This is a genomic window from Brevundimonas sp. (assembly GCF_046295075.1).
In the GTDB taxonomy this organism is placed as follows: domain Bacteria; phylum Pseudomonadota; class Alphaproteobacteria; order Caulobacterales; family Caulobacteraceae; genus Brevundimonas.
Map to the genome: position 1 here is coordinate 70028 of NZ_JBKBOC010000008.1, position 19182 is coordinate 89209.

The window sequence follows — 19182 nt, forward strand, 5'->3', positions numbered from 1 at the left end:
CCATGAGACGTCTTATAGGCCGGTTCCTGCGTAACGACGGCGGGGCCACCGCCATCGAATACGGCCTGATCTGCGCGCTGATATTTGTGGCGATCATCACATCGTTCAGTGCTTTAGCGAACACCCAGAACGGCGGTTTGGCCGTCACCATGGAAAAACTGACCACCGCCATGAAGGCGGCCGTCGGCAACTAGCCCGGCTCTTCGCCGGTCATTTCCTTTACGCCAAGCACATCGGCCAGCCGCGTCTTGGCCGATCCGCGCGGCAGGGGCTTCTGCTGGCTCTCGTGCGGTTTCCAGCCGGCCAGATGAATGATCTCGAACGTCGCGGGGATGCGACCGTTCGGCTGGGCATGACGTTCGGCATAGAGGGCGGCGGCGCGGGCGACGATGCGGCGGTTCAGCGGCCGGACCGAACCATGCAGCACATTGGTCTCGCCCATGGCGCGTAGGTCCCGGATCAGGGCGAACAGATCGGCATAGCGGACGGTGAACCGGTCCACGTCGGAGACGGGCAGGGCGAACCCCGCGCGCTGCAGCAGGGCCGCGCCGTCATAGCCGTCAGCGAAGGGCGAGACCCGCGCCTGGGCGCCGCCGCGTTCCTCCAGTTCGACCTCGGTCAGGATCGCCCGAAGTTCCTTCAGGGTGCCTGCGCCGAACAAAGTGCCGATGAACAGACCGTCCGGCTTCAGCGCGTGCCGGATCTGGGCCAGGGCGCCGGGCAGGTCGTTGGCCCAGTGCAGGGTCAGCAGGGACACGATCAGATCGGCCGATCCGTCCGCCAGCGGCAGGCCCTCCGCGCCCGGGGCCGCGCGCTGCGTCAGGGACAAGGGCGTCAGGATCGGACCGACACGGCCGGCGGCGTCACTGGACCGAACCGCGCGCTCGAACACCCCTGGATGGGCGGACAGATCGACCGCAACGGGAAAATCGCGCAAGATGGCTTCCAGGCTCTCGGCGGCGTTGGCGGCGGCGCGGACGTGCAGGAAGTCGGCCTGGTCGAACCGGGCGGCGGACCGCGCCAGTCGCGCCTGACGACGGGCGGCGTCGAAGATGCACGGGGGGCCTTCGGAAGGGGATTGGGGGGCGGTCATGGACCAACAGGATGGGGGCTGGCGACGCGCCTGGGAAGGGGCGGGGCGACAGTTGCGCGGCGCAGGACGCGGGTTGGCGGACCTGATCCTGCCGCCGATGGCGCACGACAGCCACGAGGCGACGGCCGCCGCAGGCCTGACGCCCGACGCCTGGAGCCGCATCCGGTTTCTGGAGGCGCCGGTCTGCGACGGCTGCGGGGCGGCGTTCGAGTATGACGGCGGCGTCTTCGCCGAAGACCGATGCACCGCCTGCACCGCCCAGCCCTATGCTTTTCAGCGGGCGCGGGCCGCGTGTCTGTATGACGAGGCGTCGCGAGGGCTGATTCTGCGGTTCAAGCACGGGGACCAGCAGCAGTTCGCGCCCCTGTTCGCCCGCTGGATCGGCCGGTCCGCCGCCGATCTGGTCGAGGCGGCAGATGCGGTCGTTCCCGTGCCGTTGCATCCGTTTCGCCTGCTGTCGCGCCGCTTCAATCAGGCGGCCGAGATCGCCCGACCGCTGGCCCGCGACGCAGGCCGCGACTATCTGCCCGACGCCCTGGTCCGAACGACCCACACCACCAGCCAGGGCGGCAAGAGCCAGCGGGGGCGGCGTCTGAACGTCAGGAAGGCCTTCGCCGTGACCGAGGCCGGGCGACGTCGGATCCGGGGGCGGCGCATCCTTCTGATCGACGACGTGTTGACTACGGGCGCGACCGGAGAGGCCTGCGCGCGCGCCCTGCTCGACGCCGGAGCGCGCGGCGTGGACCTGGCGGTCATCGCACGGGTGCGAAACGCCCGTGAACTGACTATGTAACCCCTATCGCTCCCCGCGCGGCGGCTCGCTGCTTGAGGGACATACGTTCTGGAGACCTGATTTGGCCGACGTCGTCATCTACACCAAGCCCGGCTGCCCCTATTGCTACAGCGCCATGGCGCTGCTGAAGAAGAAGGGCGTCGACTACACCGAGATCGTCGCCTCAAACGATCCCGCCAAGAAGGCCGAGATGGTCGAGAAGTCCGGCGGCCGCATGACCTTCCCGCAGGTCTTCATCGGCGGACAGCACGTGGGCGGCTCCGACGACGTCCACGCCCTTGATCGCGACGGCAAGCTCGACGCGCTTCTGGCGGCCTGATCCCGTGAGCGGCGGGCTCGACATCGCCCTGATCCAGACCAGCACGCCGGCGACGGCGGAAGCGGCCCTGGCCCATGTCGAGCCCCTGATCCGCGAGGCGGCGGCGGGCGGGGCGAAGTTCATCCTGACGCCGGAAGGGACCAATGTCCTGGAGCAGCGCCGGGACCGTCGCGACGCCGCGATCACGGAAGAGGACGCCAATGTCGTCGTGCTGGGTCTGCGTCGTCTGGCGGCGGAATTGGGCGTCTGGCTTCTGATCGGTTCGGCCATCGTCAAGTCGGGTCATGCCGGAGACGGCCGCGCCGCCAATCGGTCGCTGCTGATCGATGCCTCAGGCGGGATCGTCGCCCGTTACGACAAGCTGCATGTCTTCGACGTGAACCTGCCGAACGGCGAGACCTATCGCGAGAGCGCCACGGTGCGGCCCGGTGACGGGGCGGCGGTCGCGGATACGCCCTGGGGCCGGCTGGGCCTGACCATCTGCTACGACATCCGCTTTCCCCATCTGCATCGCCAGCTGGCCAAGGCCGGGGCGTCGATGATCGCCGTGCCTGCCGCCTTCACCGCCCCGACGGGCGAAGCGCACTGGGAGACCTTGCTGCGCGCCCGCGCCATCGAGACCGGCGCCTTCGTCCTGGCGCCGGCGCAAGGCGGCCTGCACGAGGACGGGCGCCGCACCTGGGGTCGATCCACCGTCGTCGGACCTTGGGGCGAGATCATCGCCAAGGCGGATCACGACGAGCCTTGCATCGTGACGGCGAAGCTGGACATGGAGGCGGTGGCCCGCGCGCGTGCGGCGGTGCCCGCCCTGACCCACGATCGCGATTTCCTGCCCGCCGTTTGATTGTCCCATGATCCGCTACGCCCTGAAATGCGACCAGGCCCACGACTTCGAGGCCTGGTTTGGCTCCTCGTCCGACTTTGACGACCAGGCGGGGCGCGGCCTGGTGGAGTGCCCGTTCTGCGGCTCGCATTCGGTTCAGAAGGCGATCATGGCCCCAGCCGTCAGCGGGGCGCGAAAGGCCGATCCGGCGTCGGACGTCGCGGCCAAGATGCAGACCCTGATGATGACCGCCGCCCGCGAGGTGCGCGCCCATGTCGAGGCCAACTTCGACTATGTCGGCGACACGTTCGCCCGCGAAGCTCGCGACATTCACGAGGGCAGGTCCGAGAAGCGCGAAATCTATGGCGAGGCCACGCCCGCCGAGGTCAGGAAGCTGAAGGACGACGGCGTGCCGGTCTCGGCCCTGCCCAACGCCCCGCCGGACCCGTCCAAGGTCAACTGAGGTGGCCTCGGGGGAGGAACGGTATCAGGAGTTTGCGCCGCCGCCGGCACTGAGGCCGTTCGTCCGCGTGATCTGGACCTATGCCGCACCCAATCCATCACCGACCATCCAACGCATTGCGCCCGATGGCTGCCCCGAACTGATCTTCGACCTGGGCGCCCCCTATACGGAACAGGGCGACGATGGCGAATTCCGCCTTCAGCCCTCGGTCCTGTTCGCGGGGCAGATGACCCGCCCCCTGGTCATGCGGCCGACCGGTCCGACCGAACTGGTCGCCGTTCGGTTCGAGCCTGACGGGGCACGCGGCTTTCTGGGGCGGTCGCTGAGCGAGGCGACCGACCGGCGGCTGGACATGGTCGAGCGCCTGGCCGGGTTCGTGGCTCCGACCGGGGATCCGAAGGGTCAGGTCGCGGCCATCGCCGCCTGGTTGGAGGCGCAGGTGCGGGCCGCAGACTGGACGATCGATCCGGCGATCCGCGCCGAGATCGAGGACGCCACGGCCGATCGTCCGGCGCCGGCCCGATCGCCATCCGAGCAACGCGCCCTTCAGCGCCGGTTTGCGGATCGGGTCGGGGTGTCGCCGCGCCTGCTGCGTTCGATCTTTCGCTTTCGCCGCGTGTTCGATCATGCCGCCGACCCGGACGGGGCCGAGAGCTGGCTCGCGGCCGGCCTGGAGGCCGGCTATTTCGATCAGCCGCAGATGGCGCGCGACTTCCGCCGCTTCCTGGGCTGCACCGCCACCGAATGGGCGCGCGAGCAGCACGAACTGGCCCGCGCCATCGCGTCGCAAACCTACAAGCCGTCGGAAGCGCAGCCCGTCTAGTCTGAACGCATAGACCGGAGAGGGAAGACGACCATGCTGACCCCGCTACTATTCGCCGCTGCGCTTCATGCGGACCTGCGACCCGACCTGGGCTGGATGTCCGGCTATTGGCTGTCCTGCGAGGGCGCGCGCGAGGTCGGCGAGACCTGGACCGATCCCCGTCTGGGGCTGATGCTGGGAACCTCGCTGACCGTGCGCGACGGCCGGGCGGGGTGGGAACTGTCCCGCATCGGCCCCCTCGATCCGACCCCGGCCGCGCCCCCAGATACCCCACTGGCCTATTTCGCCCACCCGGAAGGCCAGGCTGTGACTGTGTTTCCAGTGATCGACGCCGGTCCGCACCGCGTCGTTTTCGAACAGGCGGCCGACGACGACTTTCCCAAGCGCGTCGTCTATGAACGCGAGGGCGATGTCCTGAACGCCCGGATCGAAGGCGTGCTGGACGGTCAGGAAAGGATCATCCGATGGCGCTTCCAGAAGGCGGAACTGAACGCGCGCTGCCCCAGCCCACAGCCGGGCTAGACTGGCGGCCCATGCGGCCTGACGACATCGATGCGGTGGTCGAGGTCGCCCGCCTGTCCTTCCCGGATCATTTCGAGGATCGCGCCTGTTTCCAGAACCGGCTGGCGCTGTATCCGCGCGGCTGTTTCGTGCTGGCGGAGGGCGACGCTGCGCCCAACGGCTATCTGATCGCTTATCCGTGGCGGGCCGAAAGCGCGCCGCCGCTGAACAGGGTGATCGAGGGCCTGCCGGCCGAACCGGCCCTGATCTATCTGCATGACCTGGCCCTGCATCCCGAGGCGCGAGGCGGCGGGGTCACCGGCGCGGTCGTCGAGCGTCTGGCGGAACAGGCGACTGAGGACGGCTGGCCCGCCATCGCCCTGGTCGCGGTCAACGACGCGGTCCGCTTCTGGTCCCGGCACGGTTTCGTGGAGCAGGCGACCGAAGGGATGGCGGCGAAACTGGCCAGCTACGGGTCCGATGCCCGCTATATGACAAGACTGCTCTAGGGCCGGTTGAGGGCGGTCTGACCGCCCGCCCTCACGAAATTGGTGCGGTGGGTCTGCGGCATGGCGTTGTAGGCCCGGCGTCTCATCTCGCGTTCGCAGACCAGCGGATCGCCCAAAGAGTTAGGCGTCAGGCGCGCGCGATGCGCGGCGCACCATTCATGGCTGGCGACCCGGATACGCCCCGCAAGGATCAAGGCTTCACCCGGTCGAGCCATGTGCAGACCCTGAGCATCGACGCGCATGTCCGGCGCATCGCCAGCGAGGAGAGCGCCCGCAAGCATAAGTCCCAACATCATCATCTCCGCTTTGAAACCGAGCCTGGATCAGGCTTTTCATGCAAAAGAGGCGATGGCGGATGTCATCAGATGCGGCTCAGCAGATGAAATATCGGTAAGCTGGAAATCACAGCTGTGAACGCCCGCTCTGGTGTTTCTGTCCACATGCCTGTAAGAGGCGCGCGCCTCCCGCATGCCTTTTCATGACCAGCGGCCGCCCGTATGCCGGCCGCGCCTTTTCGCGATTATCAAATGAACCTGCGCAACGTCGCCATCATCGCCCACGTCGACCACGGTAAGACGACCCTGGTGGACCAACTGCTCGCCCAGTCCGGCGTCTTCCGAGCCAACGAGGCGCAGACCGAGCGCGCGATGGACTCCAACGACCAGGAAAAAGAGCGCGGCATCACCATTCTGGCCAAGTGCACCTCGGTGCTCTGGAACGGCAAGGCCGGTGAAACCCGCATCAACATCATCGACACCCCCGGCCACGCCGACTTCGGGGGCGAGGTCGAACGCATCCTGGGCATGGTGGACGGCTGCGTCATCCTGGTGGACGCCGAAGAGGGCGTCATGCCCCAGACCAAGTTCGTGCTGACCAAGGCGCTGAAGATGGGTCTGAAGCCGATCCTCTGCATCAACAAGGTCGACCGCGCCCACGCCGATCCCGACCGGGTCCACAACGAGGCCTTCGACCTGTTCGCCGCCATCGGCGCGACGGACGAGCAGCTGGACTTCCCCCACATCTACGCCTCGGGCCGCAACGGCTGGGCGACGATGGATCTGAACGTCCCCAACGACAACCTGGCCCCGCTGTTCGACCTGATCGTCGACCACGTCCCCGCGCCCAAGGTGCAGGACAACCGCGACAAGCCGTTCCAGATGCTGAACGTGCTGATCGAGTCCGACCCCTTCCTGGGCCGGATCCTGACCGGCCGGATCGAGAGCGGCAAGGCCGTTCCCGGCATGGCGATCCACGCCCTGGACCGTGAAGGCAAGGAAATCGAGCGCGGCCGCATCACCAAGGTTCTGGCCTTCCGCGGCCTGAAGCGTCAGGCCCTGGACGAAGGTTCGGAAGCGGGCGACATCGTCGCCATCGCCGGCATGTCCAAGGCGACCGTGGCCGACACCCTGTGCGCCATGGAAGTCACCGACGCCCTGCCGGCCCAGCCGATCGATCCGCCGACCATCTCCATGACCGTCTCGGTCAACGACAGCCCCCTGGCCGGCCGCGAAGGCGACAAGGTCCAGTCGCGCGTCATCCGCGACCGCCTTCTGAAAGAAGCCGAGGCCAACGTCGCCATCCGCGTCACCACGACCGAAGGCGGCGACGCCTATGAGGTCGCCGGCCGTGGCGAACTGCAGCTTGGCGTTCTGATCGAGAACATGCGCCGCGAAGGCTTCGAGGTCTCAATCTCGCGTCCGCGCGTGGTCTTCCAGGAAGGCCCCAACGGCGAGAAGATGGAGCCCATCGAAGACGTCATGATCGACGTGGACGACGAGTTCTCTGGCATCGTGATCGAGAAGCTGTCGGCCCGTAAGGCCGAGATGACCGACATGGGCCCGTCGGGCGCCGGCAAGACCCGCATCAGCCTGAAGTGCCCGTCGCGCTCGCTGATCGGCTATCAGGGCGAGTTCCTGACCGACACGCGCGGTTCGGGCGTGCTGAACCGGGTCTTCAGCCACTACGAAGAATACAAGGGCGCGATCGCCGGCCGTCTGAAGGGCGTGCTGATCTCGAACTCGGACGGCGACACGGCGGCCTTCGCCCTGTGGAACCTGGAAGATCGCGGCGTCATGTTTGTCGGCGCCGGCGAAAAGACCTACCAGGGCATGATCATCGGCGAGAACGCGCGCTGGGACGACTTGGACGTCAACCCGATCAAGGGCAAGCAACTGACCAACGTCCGCGCCTCCGGCAAGGACGAGGCCGTTCGCCTGACCCCGCCGCGCCAGATGTCGCTGGAACAGGCCATCGCCTACATCGACGACGACGAGCTGGTCGAGGTGACGCCGAAGTCCATCCGCCTGCGCAAGCAGACGCTGAACCCGTCGTTCCGCAAGAAGCGCGTTCGCCCCGAGTAATCCCTCACTGACGCGAAGGGGGATGCGGCCTATAGGTGGCTGACATGACCGTTTCGCCCAGTCTGGATGACCGCCTTGACGAGGCCGCCCGCGCGGGAGATCCGCGCGCGGCGGTCTCTGTCGTTTTGCGCGAGACCTATGACGCCGCCCGCGCCCGCGCCGAGCGCAAGCTGGATGGGGGCATGAAGGGGCGCGATGTCGCCCGCCTGTACGCCACAGCCGCCGACGACATGCTGGCGAGCCTGTGGCGGGTCGCCACCCAGGTCCTGTTCCCCGTCTCCGCCGTCGAGAGCGAACGGCTGTCCCTGGTGGCGGTCGGGGGTTACGGCCGGGGCGTGCTCGCGCCCTTTTCCGACCTGGACCTGCTGTTCCTGCGCCCGGCCAAGGCCACGCCGCGCGGGGAGAGCGTCATCCAGTTCGTCCTCTATGTGCTGTGGGACCTGGGCATCAAGGTCGGACCGGCGGTGCGCTCGGTCGAGGAATGCCTGACCTTGTCGCGCACCGACATGACGGTGCGGACCACCCTGCTGGAGGCCCGGCATCTGGCCGGCGACGAACGGCTGTCGGACCTGATGATCGGCCGGTTCCGCGACATGGTCTCCAAGTCCGACCCGCGCCCCTTCATCGCCGCCAAGCTGGAAGAACGGGCCGTCCGGCACCAGAAGGCGGGCGTGACGCGCTACAAGGTCGAACCCAACGTCAAGGACGGCAAGGGCGGGCTTCGCGACCTGAACACCCTGTACTGGATCGCGCGGTCCCTGGCGCCCGACAGCCGGCTAGGCGCCAGGGTGATGGACGAGATGTTCACCTCGCGCGAGCGTCGCGCCTCCGACGACGCCTTCGACTTCTTGTGGCGCGTTCGTATCCATCTGCACCTGATCGCGGGACGGGCCGAGGAGAAGCTGACGTTCGACATGCAGCCCGAGGTGGCCCGCCGCATGGGCTGGCAGGGGCGGGGCGACGAGCCGGCGGTCGAGCGGTTCATGCGCCGCTACTTCCTGGTCGCGCGCGACGTCGGCGCCCTGACCCGCGCCATGTCGGCCAAGCTGGAGGCGCGACATCAGAAGACGGCGCAGGGGCTGTCGCGGCTGATGACCCCGTTCCGACCCGCCCGCCGCAAGATGGAGGTGGAGGGGTTCTGGGTCGATCAGGGGCGGCTGTCGGTCGAGGGGCCGGAGGTGTTCGCCGCCGATCCGGTCAAGCTGCTGACCCTGTTCGTCTGTGCGGATCGTCACGACCTGGATTTGCACCCCGACGCCTTTTCGGCCGTGACCCGGTCGCTGTCCTTGGTGACGCCCCGGCTGAGACGCGATCCGGCGGCGACGCGGGCTTTTCTGGACATTCTGGCGCATGGCCAGCGGCCCTATCGCGTCCTGACCATCATGAACGAGACGGGCCTGCTGGGTCGGTTCCTGCCCGAATGGGGGCGGATCGTGGGTCAGACCCAGTTCAACATGTACCACGCCTATACGGTGGACGAGCACACGCTGCAGGCCATCGGCATCATCAACGACATCGCCCGCGGCAAGCTGAAGGACGACCACCCGCTGGCGACCGAAATCGTCCAGCTGATCTCGGACATGGAAGCCCTGATGCTGGGCATGCTGTTGCACGACGTGGGCAAGGGCGGGGAGCGGGGACAGCTGGAGGACGGCGCCATCGCCGCGCGCCGGGCCTGCGAACGGCTGGGCGTCGATCCGCGCCGTATCGAACTGGTCGTCTGGCTGGTGCGCAGCCATCTGGCGCTGAGCGACTATGCCCAGAAGCGCGACCTGTCGGACCCCGCCACCATCCGCGCCTTCGCCGAACTGGTGGGCGATCCCGAGCGGTTGCGAATGCTGCTGGTGCTGACCGTCGCCGACATCCGGGCGGTGGGGCCGGGGGTGTGGAACGGCTGGAAGGGTCAGTTGATGCGCACCCTCTACAACCAGGTCGCCGGCCTTTTCCGGGGCGAGGACGTGGCGCGTGAAGACCCGCTGGCGGAGCACCCGGCCCTGGTCGAACGTGCGCGCCAGACAGGCGCCGCCGCCGAGGCCGCGCCGACCGCCCCCGTGGCGGGGCTGGCGGTCCAGACCACCGAAATCTCCATCGCCGCCGCCGACCGGCCAGGCCTGTTCGCGGACTTGGCCCAGACCATGGCGGCTCTGGGCGCCGACGTGACCGACGCCCGCGTGGCGACCACGCCCGAGGGTCTGGTGCTGGACGTCTTCCGCGTTCAGGACGGAGCGGGTCTGCCCTATGGCCAGGCCGAACCGCGTCGGCTCAAGGCCCTGGTCGAGGCGCTGGAGAAGGCGGCGCGCGGCGACGGCCGCATCGGCAAGGCGCCCGACCCGACCGGCAACGCCCGAAAGGCGGCCTTCGAGGTGCGGCCCGTGGTCATGGTCGATCACCACGCCAGCGAGGTCGCCACCGTGGTCGAGGTGTCCTGCGCCGACCGGCCCGGCCTGCTGGCGGCCCTGTCGCGCGTGTTCAACGACGAAGGCCTGAACATCCGCTCCGCCCATGTCGCCAGCTATGGCGAGCGGGCGGTGGACAGCTTCTATGTGGTCGATGGCAAAGGCCGCAAGGTTGCGTCCGAACAGCGGATCGCCGAACTGCGCACGGCCCTGGAAGCCGTACTGGACAGCCGCGCGCCCGCCCCCGCAGGCCGCAAGGTCGCATCAGCCCGCGCCAGCGCCCGCGACGTCTCGGACCTGGGCCGCCGCAGCCCGCGCGCGAAGCCCGTATCGCCCGGCGAGCAAGCGCGCTAAGCGAAAGTCTTCCTCCGCGCCCTGTCGAATGTCCGCATGAGCCTCGCCCGCAATACCCTGGTGCAGTCGACCCTGACGCTGGGCAGCCGCCTGCTGGGCTTCGGCCGCGATCTGGCCCTGTCGGCGAACTTCGGCCAGGGGGCGCTGATGGACGTCTGGTCCACGGCGCTGATGCTGCCCAACATGTTCCGGCGCCTGTTCGCCGAGGGCGCCTTCGCCCAGGCCTTCGTGCCGGTCTATGGCGGGGTCAAGACGCGCGAGGGCGACGAGGCCGCCGCCGTCACGGCCTCGGAGGCCATGTCCTTCATGTTCGCCGTGGTCGCGGCCTTCTGCATCCTGCTGCAGGTCGCCATGCCGTGGATCGTGCCGCTGCTGCTGTCGGCCTGGAAGGACGACGCCGAGGTGATGCGTGTCGGGGTGATCGCCACACAGTTGGCCATGCCCTATCTGGCCTGCATGACCATCGCCTCCCTGCTGTCGGGAGTGTTGAACACCGGCGGTCGGTTCGCCCTGTCAGCGGCGGTGCCGGTCTTTCTGAATCTTTGCACCTTGGCGCCGCTGTTGGGTGGTTTCTTGTTGCCGGTCTCGCCCGCCATGGTGTTGCTGGCCACCAGCGCGGCGGTCACCGTCTCGGGGGTCATCCAGGCCGGTCTCCTGTGGTGGGGCGTGCGGCGTCTGGGGGTGAGGCTGAAGCTGGGCCTGCCGCGCCTGACCCCGAACGTGAAGCGCGCCCTGGCCCTGGCCGTCCCCGGCGCCATGGCCGGCGGGGCCATGCAGGTGAACTCGGTCGTGTCGCAGGTTCTGGCCGGGTCGGACGCCGGCGCCCGCTCCGTCCTCTATAACGCCGACCGTCTGTACCAACTGCCGCTGGGCTTGGTCGGGGTGGCCATCGGTCTGGCCCTGGTGCCGCGCCTGACCCGGGCCTTCGTTTCCGGCGATCACGAGGGCGGGCAGAAGACTCTGGACGACGGCATCAACCTGGCCATGGCCTTCACCCTGCCGGCCGCCGTCGCCCTGTTCGTCATTCCCTTCTTCATCATCGACGCCACGGTGACGCGCGGCGCCTTCACCAGCGCCGACGCCGCCCGCACCGCCGACGTGCTGCGCCAGTTCGCCTGGGGCGTGCCGGCCTTCGTCCTGGCCAAGGTCCTGACCCCGCCCTTCTTCGCGCGCGAAGACACGCGCCGGCCGATGTATTTCGCGGTCACCGCCGTGGTCATCACCGTGGTCCTGGGGTCGGGCCTGTTCTTTTGGTTCCGCGCCCAGGGCTGGGACGGCGTGCTGGGCCTGGCCATCGCCACCAGCGTCTCGGCCTGGGTCAATGTCAGCCTGCTGGCCGGCGTCCTGATCCACGAGAACGCCTGGCGACCGTCGCCCGCCTTCGTCTCGCGCATCGCCCGCGTCCTGGCCGCCAGCGCCGTCATGGCCGGCCTGCTGCTGCTGGCCAGCATCAACTATGGTCTGCTGAGCCGGATTTTGCTGGCCAAGGAGATCGCCGTCCTCGTCGTCTGCGGCCTGGGCGCGGCCGCCTATGGCGTCTGCCTCTTCGCCTTCCGCGCCGTGACCCTGTCTGAGCTGAAGGCGACGCTGCGGCGCGAGCCGGGCGGCGGCGCGGTCTCCGGTCTGGACTGAAAGACGGGGAACCGATAAGCGCGAGGCCATGACGACCTCGGGCCTGATTTCCGACCGGCGATGGCGCGGCTGAACCGCCGCCGCCTTCACCACGCCTGCCTTTCGACCTTCCGAGACCCGACCCCATGACTGACCAGACCCCAGCCGTTGCGACATACGACGGCCCACGCCGCATCCTGTCCGGCATCCAGGCCTCCGGCGCCCTGCACCTGGGCAACTACCTCGGCGCACTGAAGCGGTTCGTCGAGCTGCAGGACCAGGGCGCGCCCGTCTTCGTCTTCGTCGCCGACATGCACGCCATCACCGTCTGGCAGGACCCGGCCAAGCTGGCGGCCCAGACGCGCGAGATCGCCGCCGCCTATCTGGCTTCGGGCCTGGATCCGGCGAAATCGATCATCTTCCCGCAATCGGCCGTGCGCGCCCATGCCGAACTGGCCTGGATCTTCAACTGCGTCGCCCGCCTGGGCTGGCTGGACCGGATGACCCAGTTCAAAGAGAAGTCGGGCAAGCACAAGGAGCGGGCCTCGGTCGGCCTCTACACCTATCCCGTGCTCCAGGCCGCCGACATCCTGCTGTACAAGGCGACCGAAGTGCCGGTCGGCGAGGACCAGAAGCAGCATCTGGAACTGACCCGCGACATCGCCGCCAAGTTCAATAACGACTTCGGCGTCCCCGGTTATTTCCCTGTGCCCGAGCCGATCATCCAGGGACCGGCGACCCGCGTCATGTCCCTGCGCGACGGGGCGGCCAAGATGTCCAAGTCGGATCCGTCGGACAACAGCCGCATCAACCTGACCGACGACGCGGACGCCATCGCGTCCAAGATCAAGCGCGCCAAGACCGACCCGGAGCCCCTGCCGGAAACCCTGGACGGTCTGAACGACCGGCCCGAGGCCAAGAACCTGGTCGCCATTTACGCCGCCCTGGCCGGCCTGACCCGCGAACAGGTGATCGAACAGTTCGGCGGTCAGGGCTTCGGCGCCTTCAAGCCGGCCCTGGCGGACCTAGCGGTGGCCTCCCTGGCCCCCGTCACGGCCGAAATGCGCCGCCTGATGGACGATCCGGCCGAGATCGACCGCGTGCTGAAGGACGGCGCCGAACGCGCCGCCGCCGTCGCCGACCCGGTGGTGGACGAGGTCAAGAAGATCGTCGGCTTCTGGCGGGCGTAAATCTTCGGCCATGAGCCACCCCCTCGACCGCGCCGTCTGGAATGCGCTGACCAAGCGGCTGTCGTCGTCCGCGACGGCAGACTCTGACGCCCGCGCCGTCCGGATCGATCCTGAGGTCGGGGTCTTCCTAGCCGCCGCCGACACCTCGCCAGAAAGCCGCGCCCGGTTGACCGAGATGGCGCGCCGTCATCCGGGCGCCAGCCTGATCGAGCGTTCAGACGGGCCGATGCGCGATGTGCTGCCCGAAGGGATCGCGGCCGATCGCCGTATCGGTCTGGTGCAGATGACTTCGACGGCCCTGAGCGCCGCCCGTGCGCCCGACCCCGTTTTCGAGACCCTGACCGAGGCCGACGCCCCGGCCATGCTGGCGCTGGCGGCCCTGACCAAGCCCGGTCCGTTTCGGTCGAGGACGCGCGAACTCGGTCCCTTCATCGGGATCAAGCAGGACGGCGCGCTGGTCGCCATGGCGGGGCGGCGGCTGCGGGTGGACGGGTTCACGGAACTGAGCGGCATCTGCACCCACCCGGATCATCGTGGGAAAGGATATGCGGCGGCCCTGTCGCGGGTGGTGGTCGGAGAAATCTTCGCTTCAGGCGAAGCGGCCTTCCTGCACGCCTTCGCCGATCACGACGCGACCATCGCCTTCTATCGCTCGCTGGGCTTCGAAATCCGTGCGCCGATGACCTATACGATCCTGGCCGACTGAGGAGAGATCGCCATGGGCGTGTACGAAGCCAGAATCGCGTGGAGCCGGGGCGATCAGCCCTTCCTCGACAAGCGCTACAGCCGCGCTCACTCCTGGACCTTCGACGGCGGCGCCGTCGTGCCGGGCTCGTCGGCGCCGTCCAGCGTGCCTGTGCCGATGTCCGATCCGGCGGGGGTCGATCCGGAGGAGGCGATGATCGCCTCCCTGTCCAGCTGCCACATGCTGTGGTTCCTGGCCTTCGCCGCCAACGCCGGCCCGGTCGTCGACACCTATGTCGATGAGGCCTCGGGCAAGATGGGCAAGGACGAGAAGGACAAACGTTACCTCGCCGAGGTGACGCTGCGCCCCTTCACCAGCTTCACCGGCCGTGAACCGGACCAGGCCGAGATCGACGCGCTGCACCACCAGGCCCACGAACACTGCGAAATGGCCCATTCGGTCCGCGCGACCATCACGGTCGAGGCGACCATCGGCTAGGCGGCGACCGCCGTCTCCTCCTCGATCAGGGAGCGGAACAGGCCGTGGGCGGCGACCATGCCGTCCGAGGTCGCCAGGGTGATGTTGGAGGCCGCGCGGGCCAGGTCGCCGGCGGCGAAGACGCCCGGCTGGCTTGTCGCCTGCATGGCGTCCACCTTGATCACCCGGCCCATCGGCGTGTCGGTCATCTCGCAGCCCAGCCGCTCGGCGAACGGGCTGGCGACGCGGACGCTGGCGCCGACGAAGATGGCCTTCAGCTCCACGAACCGCCCGTTGGTCAGCCGCGCGCTGGTCAAGGTGGGGGCCTCGCCCTCCAGCCGGGCGATGGGCGTGGTCTCGATGGTCACGCCGCGCCGGTACAGCAGATGGGCGTCCTCCGGCGACAGCCCGACCTCCAACCCCATGAACAGGGTGACCTGGCCCCATTCCGCGACGGTCGCGGCATACTGGACCGCGTGGTCGCCGCGTCCCAGCACCCCGATAGGCCCGCCGCCGATCTCATAGCCGTGACACCAGGGGCAGTGCAGGGCCGTGCGGCCCCAGCGTTCCTTCACGCCCGGAATATCGGGCAGCACGTCCTCGACCCCATGCGACAGCAGAAGCCGGCGGCCACGAGTGCGCGTGCCGTCGGCGAAGGCGACCGAGAAGCCGCCGTCGATACGCTCGACCGCGACCGCCTCGGCCATGCGGAAGGCCGCAGTGGGATAGGCCGCGACCTGGGACCGCGCCGTCGCCGTAATCTCCGCACCCGGTCGGCCGTCGTTAGCCAGGACGCCATGGGCGCGGGCGGCGAAGCGGTTGCGCGGCCTTCCGTCGTCGATGATCAGGACACGGCGACGGGCGCGGACCAGCTGCTGGGCGGCGGACAGGCCGGCGTAGGAACCGCCGATGATCAGGGCGTCGTGCGGCATGATTGAGGACTCCCGGGGTTCAGGACTTGTGAGCGTGGGCATGGAGCAGGTCTCTCTTCGGGTGTTCGGCCATCCGGCGCGAGAAGTCCGCCGCCAGATCGGCCAGGGTGATGTCGTTCAGTCGCGCGATCAGCAGGGCGCGGGCGGCGGCGTAGGTCTCGCCCAGCGCGTCGTTGACCGCCGCCTCGACCAGGCAGCCCTCTGCCTCGACCGGCGGGGCTTCCGGAAACAGGCCGGGGTCGCCCAAGGCCGTGTTGACCTGGCCCAAGGTGACTTGATCCAGCGGCCGGGCCAGCCGCCATCCGCCGCCATGCCCCTTTTCCGAGGCCACCAGCCCCTGTTCGCGCAGGCCCGCCATGGTCCGGCGCACCACGACCGGATTGGTCGACAGGCAGATGGCAAGCTGATCCGAGGTCATGGGCGCCCCGGTGCGCGTCTCGTGGTCGGCCATGTGGAGCAGGGCGTGCAGGATGTTGGAGAGGCGGGAATCTCTTTTCATGTAACTTCAATTGTTACGTGATGGGCCGCGCGTCAAGGCAGGCTTGCGAGATTCTTTTCAGACGTGAGGGGCGACGTCGGTCAGGAAGGCGCGGAAGCGGCGCAGGGCCTCTTCGGTCAGGTCCGGATCGTGGCGCATCGGGCCGTTGTTGGTCGGCTCGTCGAAGGCGTGAGTGCCGACGGCGATCCAGCTCTCCACCTCGGCGCCGCAGTTGCGGATCATGGCGTTGACCTGTTCGGCGTTGCGCTGCGTCGTCAGGTGATCGCGTTTGCAGGTCACGGCCAGCACCTTGGGGCAGTGCCGCCAGGGCTTCATCCGGTTGAAGGCGAACGGGCCGATGTAGGGATACATCAGCCAGACGGCGCGGACGCCCGACAGGTCGGCGTCGCCGGGGTTCGTGACGCCCATGGTGTTGGGCAGCGGCTCGGCGCTCATCATCTCCATGATCGACCAGCCGCCGTGGCTCCAGCCGCCCAGGGTCAGCTGGGTTTCGTCCACGTCAGGCCGAGCCGAGATACCCTGGATCGCCGCCAGCACGTCCCCAGCCCGCTCGTAGCCCCGGAAGGACAGGCCGGTGCAGACCGCCGTCAGGGTGAAGGCCCGCCCCCACCCGCGCGGCCCGTAGGAATCGATGATGAAGGCCCGCCAACCCGCCGCCTTGGCCGCCGCGGCGTAGCGGGGCAGGTGGTCGCGCAGGCCGCCGCAGCCGTGGAACATCAGCACCGCCGGCCGTGGCCGGTCGTCGTCAGGGCCCACGACGGTCATGTGGGGTTCGAGGCGGGCCCAACGGCGCTTGAGGTCGTCCATCCCCGATTTACGCCGCAGCTTGCGCCCGAACGCCAGCCCCTCTTGCGGATTTCGTTATTCAGATATATCTATTCGTTCGTGAATAGATATATCGAAAGGAATCGATCATGAGGTCCAAAGGGATTTTTCAAGGACGCCGCGACGGATGCGGTGAAAAACACGGTCGTCACGGCGGGTTCGCCTTCGGGCGTGGTATGCGCGGCGGACGCGGCGCCGACTTCGGACCTGGCTGGGAAGCCGGCGAGGGACGCGGTCACGGCCACAAGCACGGACGGCGCGGCGGCGGTCGTCTGTTCGACCACGGCACGCTACGTTGGGTGCTGTTGTCGCTGATCGCCGAAAAACCCAGCCACGGCTATGAGTTGATCAAGGCCGTCGAGACCCGACTGGGCGGCGCCTATTCGCCCAGCCCCGGCGTGATCTACCCCAGCCTGACCCTGCTGGAAGAAATGGGCGCCCTGAGTTCCCAGGCCGAAGGCGGCAAGAAGCTGTATTCCATCACTGACGAGGGTCGGGCGCTGCTGGTCGAGAACGCCGAGGTGTTGCGCGCCGCCGAGGCGACGATGGACAAGTTCGCCGCTCGCGCCCTGCGCCCAGCCGCGATCCAGGACGCCATCGGCCGCCTGCGCCACACGATCCACGGCCGTCTGACGAGCGAGACGGCGCTGACCGACGATCAGGTCGAAACGATCGCCGCCATCCTGGCCGAGGCCGCCGACAGGGTCGAAAAGGCATGAGCGTGCGTGAAGCCCGTCGGGTACGGCACGAACTGAAGTTCCGCACCCTGTCGGTGGTCTCGGTCGAGCCCCTGACCCCGACGTTGAAACGGATCGTGCTGGGCGGCGACGCCCTGACCGGCTTCGTCAGCGCCGGGTTCGACGACCATGTGAAGATCTTTCCCGTGCGGGACGGAGAGGCCGTGGTTCTGCCGACGCCAGGGCCGGACGGGCCGATCTTTCCCGAGCCCCGGCCGGTCGCGCGCGACTACACCCCCCGCGCCTATGATCCCGCGACCAACCGGCTGACGATCGACTTCGTCATCGGCCATGGCGGACCGGCGACGGAGTGGGCCGAGGCGGCGACGGTAGGAAGCGTCATGGGCGTCGGCGGGCCGCGCGGCTCCTTCGTCGTGCCGACCGACTATGCCGATCATGTGCTGATCGGCGACGAGACGGCGCTGCCGGCCATCGCACGGCGGCTGGAGGAGCTGCCTGCCGGGGTGCGCGTCCTGACGGCGGTCGAGGTCGAAGACGCGGCCTCGCGGTTGGCGCTTGCGACCCGCGCGGACCTGACCCAGATCTGGGTCGAGCGGACAGGCGCTCGCGGACAGGCCGACGCCTTGATCGAGGCCGCCTCTGCGGCGGCGGCCGAGGTCTCACGCGACGACGCCTATGTCTGGATCGCGGCGGAATCCCAGGTCGCCAAGGCCTTGCGTGTGGCCCTGATCGCTCTGGGCTTCGATCCGAAGGCGATGAAGGCGGCGGGCTACTGGCGGCTAGGGGATGTCGGCGCCCATGAGGTGATCGACGGCTGAGGCTCAAGCCCCCGCGCAGCGCAGGGTCAGATTCAGACGCCCGCCATCGGGGATCAGGCGCGACGACCCCTCCAGCACGCGGTCGATCCCGTGTCGGGCCAGTCGCGCCGGTCCCGTCAGGGCGCAGACGTCGCCGCTTTCCAGCTTCAAGGTCGTAGTGCGCCCGCCCTCGGCTGCGCCGATGCGAAACATCGCCGTATCCCCCAGCGACACAGACAGGACCGGCGCGCCGAGATCGGCCTCGTCGCGATCCTGATGCAGGCCCATCTTCGCCCCCTCGCGATACAGGTTGACCAGACAGGCATCCGGCGGTTCGGGCCAGCCGACCGTTGCGTCCCACAGATCCAGCAGAACCTGCGGGATCTGTGGCCAAGGCCTTTTTGTGTCGGGATGGGTCGCCTGATAGCGATAGCCGCCACGATCCGAGACCCAGCCCAGCGGCCCGAAATTGCTCATTCGCACCGAAAAGGGCCGGCCGGCCGGCGTGGTCGGTCGATAGAGCGGGGCCTGATCCAGCCGCGCGAACACCTCGGCGACCAGACCGGCCTGCGCCGCCGCATCGAGCGCCCCCGGCCACAGCCGAAAGCCCTCGACGGCGGTCTTCACCTCAGCGGGTGTAGCTGTATTCGTCGATTTCGCAGACATTGATGCGTGAACGGGTCAACTCCTCGCCGTTGGTGAACTCGGCCTTGAAGTCATAGATGCAGGCGCCCGAGCCGTCATCGATATTGATGCGCACATTCTGCCCGTTTTCCAGCACGTCGTCGCCCAGGATGTCCTCTTCCCAGTCGTCCTTGCGCGAGTCCGACGCATAGAAGCGCAGCATGGTCCAGCCGGTGCGGTTCTTGATGGTGACATGGCGGTCGTAACCGTCGCGCGACTGAACCGTCGGCGCCGTCGCGGGCGGCGGTGCGGCCGCAGCGCCTGCTCCGATCAGAACGGCCATGGCGACCGCTGCCTTGAGCGTGGTCGTGATCATTGTTTCCTCTCCCTTCATCGATCGCGATCCCCTG

Annotated in this window: 23 protein-coding genes; 16 read left to right on the forward strand and 7 right to left on the reverse strand. The window is 68.4% G+C overall.

The annotated features are described in order from the left end of the window. Nucleotides 1-2: 2 nt before the first annotated feature. Entirely contained in the window at nucleotides 3-194 is a 192-nt protein-coding gene (locus ACK4MH_RS08560) for a Flp family type IVb pilin (RefSeq protein WP_409717061.1), read from the forward strand. Here ACK4MH_RS08560 and ACK4MH_RS08565 read toward each other — a convergent pair. Further along, nucleotides 191-1093: a methyltransferase domain-containing protein gene (locus ACK4MH_RS08565; protein WP_409717063.1), complete on the reverse strand. Its 903-nt coding sequence runs from the start codon at nucleotides 1091-1093 to the stop codon at nucleotides 191-193. The genes ACK4MH_RS08560 and ACK4MH_RS08565 overlap by 4 nt on opposite strands. Between ACK4MH_RS08565 and ACK4MH_RS08570 the strand changes: the two genes are divergently transcribed. From ACK4MH_RS08570 to ACK4MH_RS08600, 7 genes are all read left to right on the forward strand, one after another. Continuing rightward, nucleotides 1092-1886 carry a ComF family protein gene (locus ACK4MH_RS08570; RefSeq protein ID WP_409717065.1) on the forward strand — a complete coding sequence of 265 codons (795 nt, stop codon included), beginning with the start codon at nucleotides 1092-1094 and terminating at the stop codon, nucleotides 1884-1886. The genes ACK4MH_RS08565 and ACK4MH_RS08570 overlap by 2 nt on opposite strands. A 61-nt stretch (nucleotides 1887-1947) precedes the next feature. Continuing rightward, the gene (gene grxC / locus ACK4MH_RS08575; protein ID WP_409717067.1) at nucleotides 1948-2205 is read left to right on the forward strand and encodes a glutaredoxin 3; all 258 of its coding nucleotides are present in this window, start codon (nucleotides 1948-1950) and stop codon (nucleotides 2203-2205) included. 4 nt (nucleotides 2206-2209) lie between these two features. Beyond that, entirely contained in the window at nucleotides 2210-3049 is an 840-nt protein-coding gene (locus tag ACK4MH_RS08580; protein ID WP_409717069.1) for a carbon-nitrogen hydrolase family protein, read from the forward strand. Nucleotides 3050-3056: 7 nt separating this feature from the next. Continuing rightward, on the forward strand, nucleotides 3057-3491 hold the full coding sequence (locus ACK4MH_RS08585; RefSeq protein ID WP_409717071.1) for a DUF1178 family protein: 435 nt from the start codon (nucleotides 3057-3059) through the stop codon (nucleotides 3489-3491). Nucleotide 3492: 1 nt separating this feature from the next. Then, nucleotides 3493-4314 carry a DUF6597 domain-containing transcriptional factor gene (locus ACK4MH_RS08590; RefSeq protein ID WP_409717073.1) on the forward strand — a complete coding sequence of 274 codons (822 nt, stop codon included), beginning with the start codon at nucleotides 3493-3495 and terminating at the stop codon, nucleotides 4312-4314. A 33-nt stretch (nucleotides 4315-4347) separates the two neighbouring features. Next, nucleotides 4348-4836 carry a DUF6265 family protein gene (locus ACK4MH_RS08595; protein WP_409717075.1) on the forward strand — a complete coding sequence of 163 codons (489 nt, stop codon included), beginning with the start codon at nucleotides 4348-4350 and terminating at the stop codon, nucleotides 4834-4836. Between the two features lie 11 nt (nucleotides 4837-4847). After that, a complete protein-coding gene (locus ACK4MH_RS08600; RefSeq protein ID WP_409717077.1) occupies nucleotides 4848-5324 on the forward strand; it encodes a GNAT family N-acetyltransferase in 477 nt (158 codons plus the stop codon). Here the strand turns inward: ACK4MH_RS08600 and ACK4MH_RS08605 are convergent. After that, a complete protein-coding gene (locus ACK4MH_RS08605) occupies nucleotides 5321-5620 on the reverse strand; it encodes a hypothetical protein (protein WP_409717079.1) in 300 nt (99 codons plus the stop codon). The genes ACK4MH_RS08600 and ACK4MH_RS08605 overlap by 4 nt on opposite strands. A 231-nt stretch (nucleotides 5621-5851) precedes the next feature. On the opposite strand from ACK4MH_RS08605, the gene typA reads away from it, so the two are divergent. From typA to ACK4MH_RS08635, 6 genes are all read left to right on the forward strand, one after another. Continuing rightward, nucleotides 5852-7684, forward strand: coding sequence for a translational GTPase TypA (typA, locus tag ACK4MH_RS08610; RefSeq protein ID WP_135194301.1), 1833 nt, complete (start codon nucleotides 5852-5854; stop codon nucleotides 7682-7684). Between the two features lie 44 nt (nucleotides 7685-7728). Next, nucleotides 7729-10434: a [protein-PII] uridylyltransferase gene (gene glnD / locus ACK4MH_RS08615; protein ID WP_409717082.1), complete on the forward strand. Its 2706-nt coding sequence runs from the start codon at nucleotides 7729-7731 to the stop codon at nucleotides 10432-10434. A gap of 36 nt (nucleotides 10435-10470) precedes the next feature. Continuing rightward, nucleotides 10471-12066, forward strand: a complete 1596-nt coding sequence (murJ, locus tag ACK4MH_RS08620; RefSeq protein ID WP_409717084.1) for a murein biosynthesis integral membrane protein MurJ — start codon at nucleotides 10471-10473, stop codon at nucleotides 12064-12066. Between the two features lie 125 nt (nucleotides 12067-12191). Then, nucleotides 12192-13235: a tryptophan--tRNA ligase gene (trpS, locus tag ACK4MH_RS08625; RefSeq protein WP_409717086.1), complete on the forward strand. Its 1044-nt coding sequence runs from the start codon at nucleotides 12192-12194 to the stop codon at nucleotides 13233-13235. Between the two features lie 10 nt (nucleotides 13236-13245). Then, nucleotides 13246-13941, forward strand: a complete 696-nt coding sequence (locus ACK4MH_RS08630) for a GNAT family N-acetyltransferase (protein WP_409717088.1) — start codon at nucleotides 13246-13248, stop codon at nucleotides 13939-13941. Between the two features lie 12 nt (nucleotides 13942-13953). Beyond that, nucleotides 13954-14418 carry an OsmC family protein gene (locus ACK4MH_RS08635; RefSeq protein WP_409717090.1) on the forward strand — a complete coding sequence of 155 codons (465 nt, stop codon included), beginning with the start codon at nucleotides 13954-13956 and terminating at the stop codon, nucleotides 14416-14418. Here the strand turns inward: ACK4MH_RS08635 and ACK4MH_RS08640 are convergent. The 3 genes from ACK4MH_RS08640 to ACK4MH_RS08650 are packed head-to-tail and all read right to left on the reverse strand — an operon-like array spanning nucleotide 14415 to nucleotide 16593. Continuing rightward, nucleotides 14415-15329, reverse strand: coding sequence for an NAD(P)/FAD-dependent oxidoreductase (locus ACK4MH_RS08640; RefSeq protein ID WP_409717092.1), 915 nt, complete (start codon nucleotides 15327-15329; stop codon nucleotides 14415-14417). The genes ACK4MH_RS08635 and ACK4MH_RS08640 overlap by 4 nt on opposite strands. 19 nt (nucleotides 15330-15348) lie before the next feature. Continuing rightward, on the reverse strand, nucleotides 15349-15828 hold the full coding sequence (locus ACK4MH_RS08645; RefSeq protein ID WP_409717094.1) for an Rrf2 family transcriptional regulator: 480 nt from the start codon (nucleotides 15826-15828) through the stop codon (nucleotides 15349-15351). Between the two features lie 57 nt (nucleotides 15829-15885). Then, nucleotides 15886-16593 carry a dienelactone hydrolase family protein gene (locus ACK4MH_RS08650; RefSeq protein ID WP_409717096.1) on the reverse strand — a complete coding sequence of 236 codons (708 nt, stop codon included), beginning with the start codon at nucleotides 16591-16593 and terminating at the stop codon, nucleotides 15886-15888. A 236-nt stretch (nucleotides 16594-16829) separates the two neighbouring features. On the opposite strand from ACK4MH_RS08650, the gene ACK4MH_RS08655 reads away from it, so the two are divergent. Both ACK4MH_RS08655 and ACK4MH_RS08660 read left to right on the forward strand, forming a co-directional pair. Further along, the gene (locus ACK4MH_RS08655) at nucleotides 16830-17372 is read left to right on the forward strand and encodes a PadR family transcriptional regulator (RefSeq protein WP_409717098.1); all 543 of its coding nucleotides are present in this window, start codon (nucleotides 16830-16832) and stop codon (nucleotides 17370-17372) included. After that, nucleotides 17369-18169: a siderophore-interacting protein gene (locus tag ACK4MH_RS08660; RefSeq protein WP_409717099.1), complete on the forward strand. Its 801-nt coding sequence runs from the start codon at nucleotides 17369-17371 to the stop codon at nucleotides 18167-18169. Before ACK4MH_RS08655 ends, ACK4MH_RS08660 begins: the two co-directional genes overlap by 4 nt. A 3-nt stretch (nucleotides 18170-18172) precedes the next feature. On the opposite strand, the gene ACK4MH_RS08665 is transcribed toward ACK4MH_RS08660, so the two are convergent. Next, a complete protein-coding gene (locus ACK4MH_RS08665; RefSeq protein ID WP_409717101.1) occupies nucleotides 18173-18814 on the reverse strand; it encodes an alpha-ketoglutarate-dependent dioxygenase AlkB in 642 nt (213 codons plus the stop codon). Then, the gene (locus tag ACK4MH_RS08670) at nucleotides 18777-19148 is read right to left on the reverse strand and encodes a hypothetical protein (RefSeq protein WP_409717103.1); all 372 of its coding nucleotides are present in this window, start codon (nucleotides 19146-19148) and stop codon (nucleotides 18777-18779) included. The genes ACK4MH_RS08665 and ACK4MH_RS08670 overlap by 38 nt, the downstream gene beginning before the upstream one ends. Between the last annotated feature and the right edge of the window lie 34 nt (nucleotides 19149-19182).

Excerpts from the sequence above, each read along its gene's own strand:
- ACK4MH_RS08665 (WP_409717101.1), bottom strand. The coding sequence starts at position 18,814 with ATGTCTGCGAAATCGACGAATACAGCTACACCCGCTGAGGTGAAGACC.
- ACK4MH_RS08645 (WP_409717094.1), bottom strand. The coding sequence starts at position 15,828 with ATGAAAAGAGATTCCCGCCTCTCCAACATCCTGCACGCCCTGCTCCAC.
- glnD (WP_409717082.1), top strand. The coding sequence starts at position 7,729 with ATGACCGTTTCGCCCAGTCTGGATGACCGCCTTGACGAGGCCGCCCGC.
- ACK4MH_RS08650 (WP_409717096.1), bottom strand. The coding sequence starts at position 16,593 with ATGACCGTCGTGGGCCCTGACGACGACCGGCCACGGCCGGCGGTGCTG.
- ACK4MH_RS08565 (WP_409717063.1), bottom strand. The coding sequence starts at position 1,093 with ATGACCGCCCCCCAATCCCCTTCCGAAGGCCCCCCGTGCATCTTCGAC.
- ACK4MH_RS08630 (WP_409717088.1), top strand. The coding sequence starts at position 13,246 with ATGAGCCACCCCCTCGACCGCGCCGTCTGGAATGCGCTGACCAAGCGG.
- ACK4MH_RS08605 (WP_409717079.1), bottom strand. The coding sequence starts at position 5,620 with ATGATGTTGGGACTTATGCTTGCGGGCGCTCTCCTCGCTGGCGATGCG.
- ACK4MH_RS08640 (WP_409717092.1), bottom strand. The coding sequence starts at position 15,329 with ATGCCGCACGACGCCCTGATCATCGGCGGTTCCTACGCCGGCCTGTCC.
- typA (WP_135194301.1), top strand. The coding sequence starts at position 5,852 with ATGAACCTGCGCAACGTCGCCATCATCGCCCACGTCGACCACGGTAAG.
- ACK4MH_RS08660 (WP_409717099.1), top strand. The coding sequence starts at position 17,369 with ATGAGCGTGCGTGAAGCCCGTCGGGTACGGCACGAACTGAAGTTCCGC.
- trpS (WP_409717086.1), top strand. The coding sequence starts at position 12,192 with ATGACTGACCAGACCCCAGCCGTTGCGACATACGACGGCCCACGCCGC.
- ACK4MH_RS08655 (WP_409717098.1), top strand. The coding sequence starts at position 16,830 with ATGCGCGGCGGACGCGGCGCCGACTTCGGACCTGGCTGGGAAGCCGGC.
- ACK4MH_RS08560 (WP_409717061.1), top strand. The coding sequence starts at position 3 with ATGAGACGTCTTATAGGCCGGTTCCTGCGTAACGACGGCGGGGCCACC.
- ACK4MH_RS08570 (WP_409717065.1), top strand. The coding sequence starts at position 1,092 with ATGGACCAACAGGATGGGGGCTGGCGACGCGCCTGGGAAGGGGCGGGG.
- ACK4MH_RS08635 (WP_409717090.1), top strand. The coding sequence starts at position 13,954 with ATGGGCGTGTACGAAGCCAGAATCGCGTGGAGCCGGGGCGATCAGCCC.
- ACK4MH_RS08585 (WP_409717071.1), top strand. The coding sequence starts at position 3,057 with ATGATCCGCTACGCCCTGAAATGCGACCAGGCCCACGACTTCGAGGCC.
- ACK4MH_RS08595 (WP_409717075.1), top strand. The coding sequence starts at position 4,348 with ATGCTGACCCCGCTACTATTCGCCGCTGCGCTTCATGCGGACCTGCGA.
- ACK4MH_RS08670 (WP_409717103.1), bottom strand. The coding sequence starts at position 19,148 with ATGATCACGACCACGCTCAAGGCAGCGGTCGCCATGGCCGTTCTGATC.
- ACK4MH_RS08600 (WP_409717077.1), top strand. The coding sequence starts at position 4,848 with ATGCGGCCTGACGACATCGATGCGGTGGTCGAGGTCGCCCGCCTGTCC.
- murJ (WP_409717084.1), top strand. The coding sequence starts at position 10,471 with ATGAGCCTCGCCCGCAATACCCTGGTGCAGTCGACCCTGACGCTGGGC.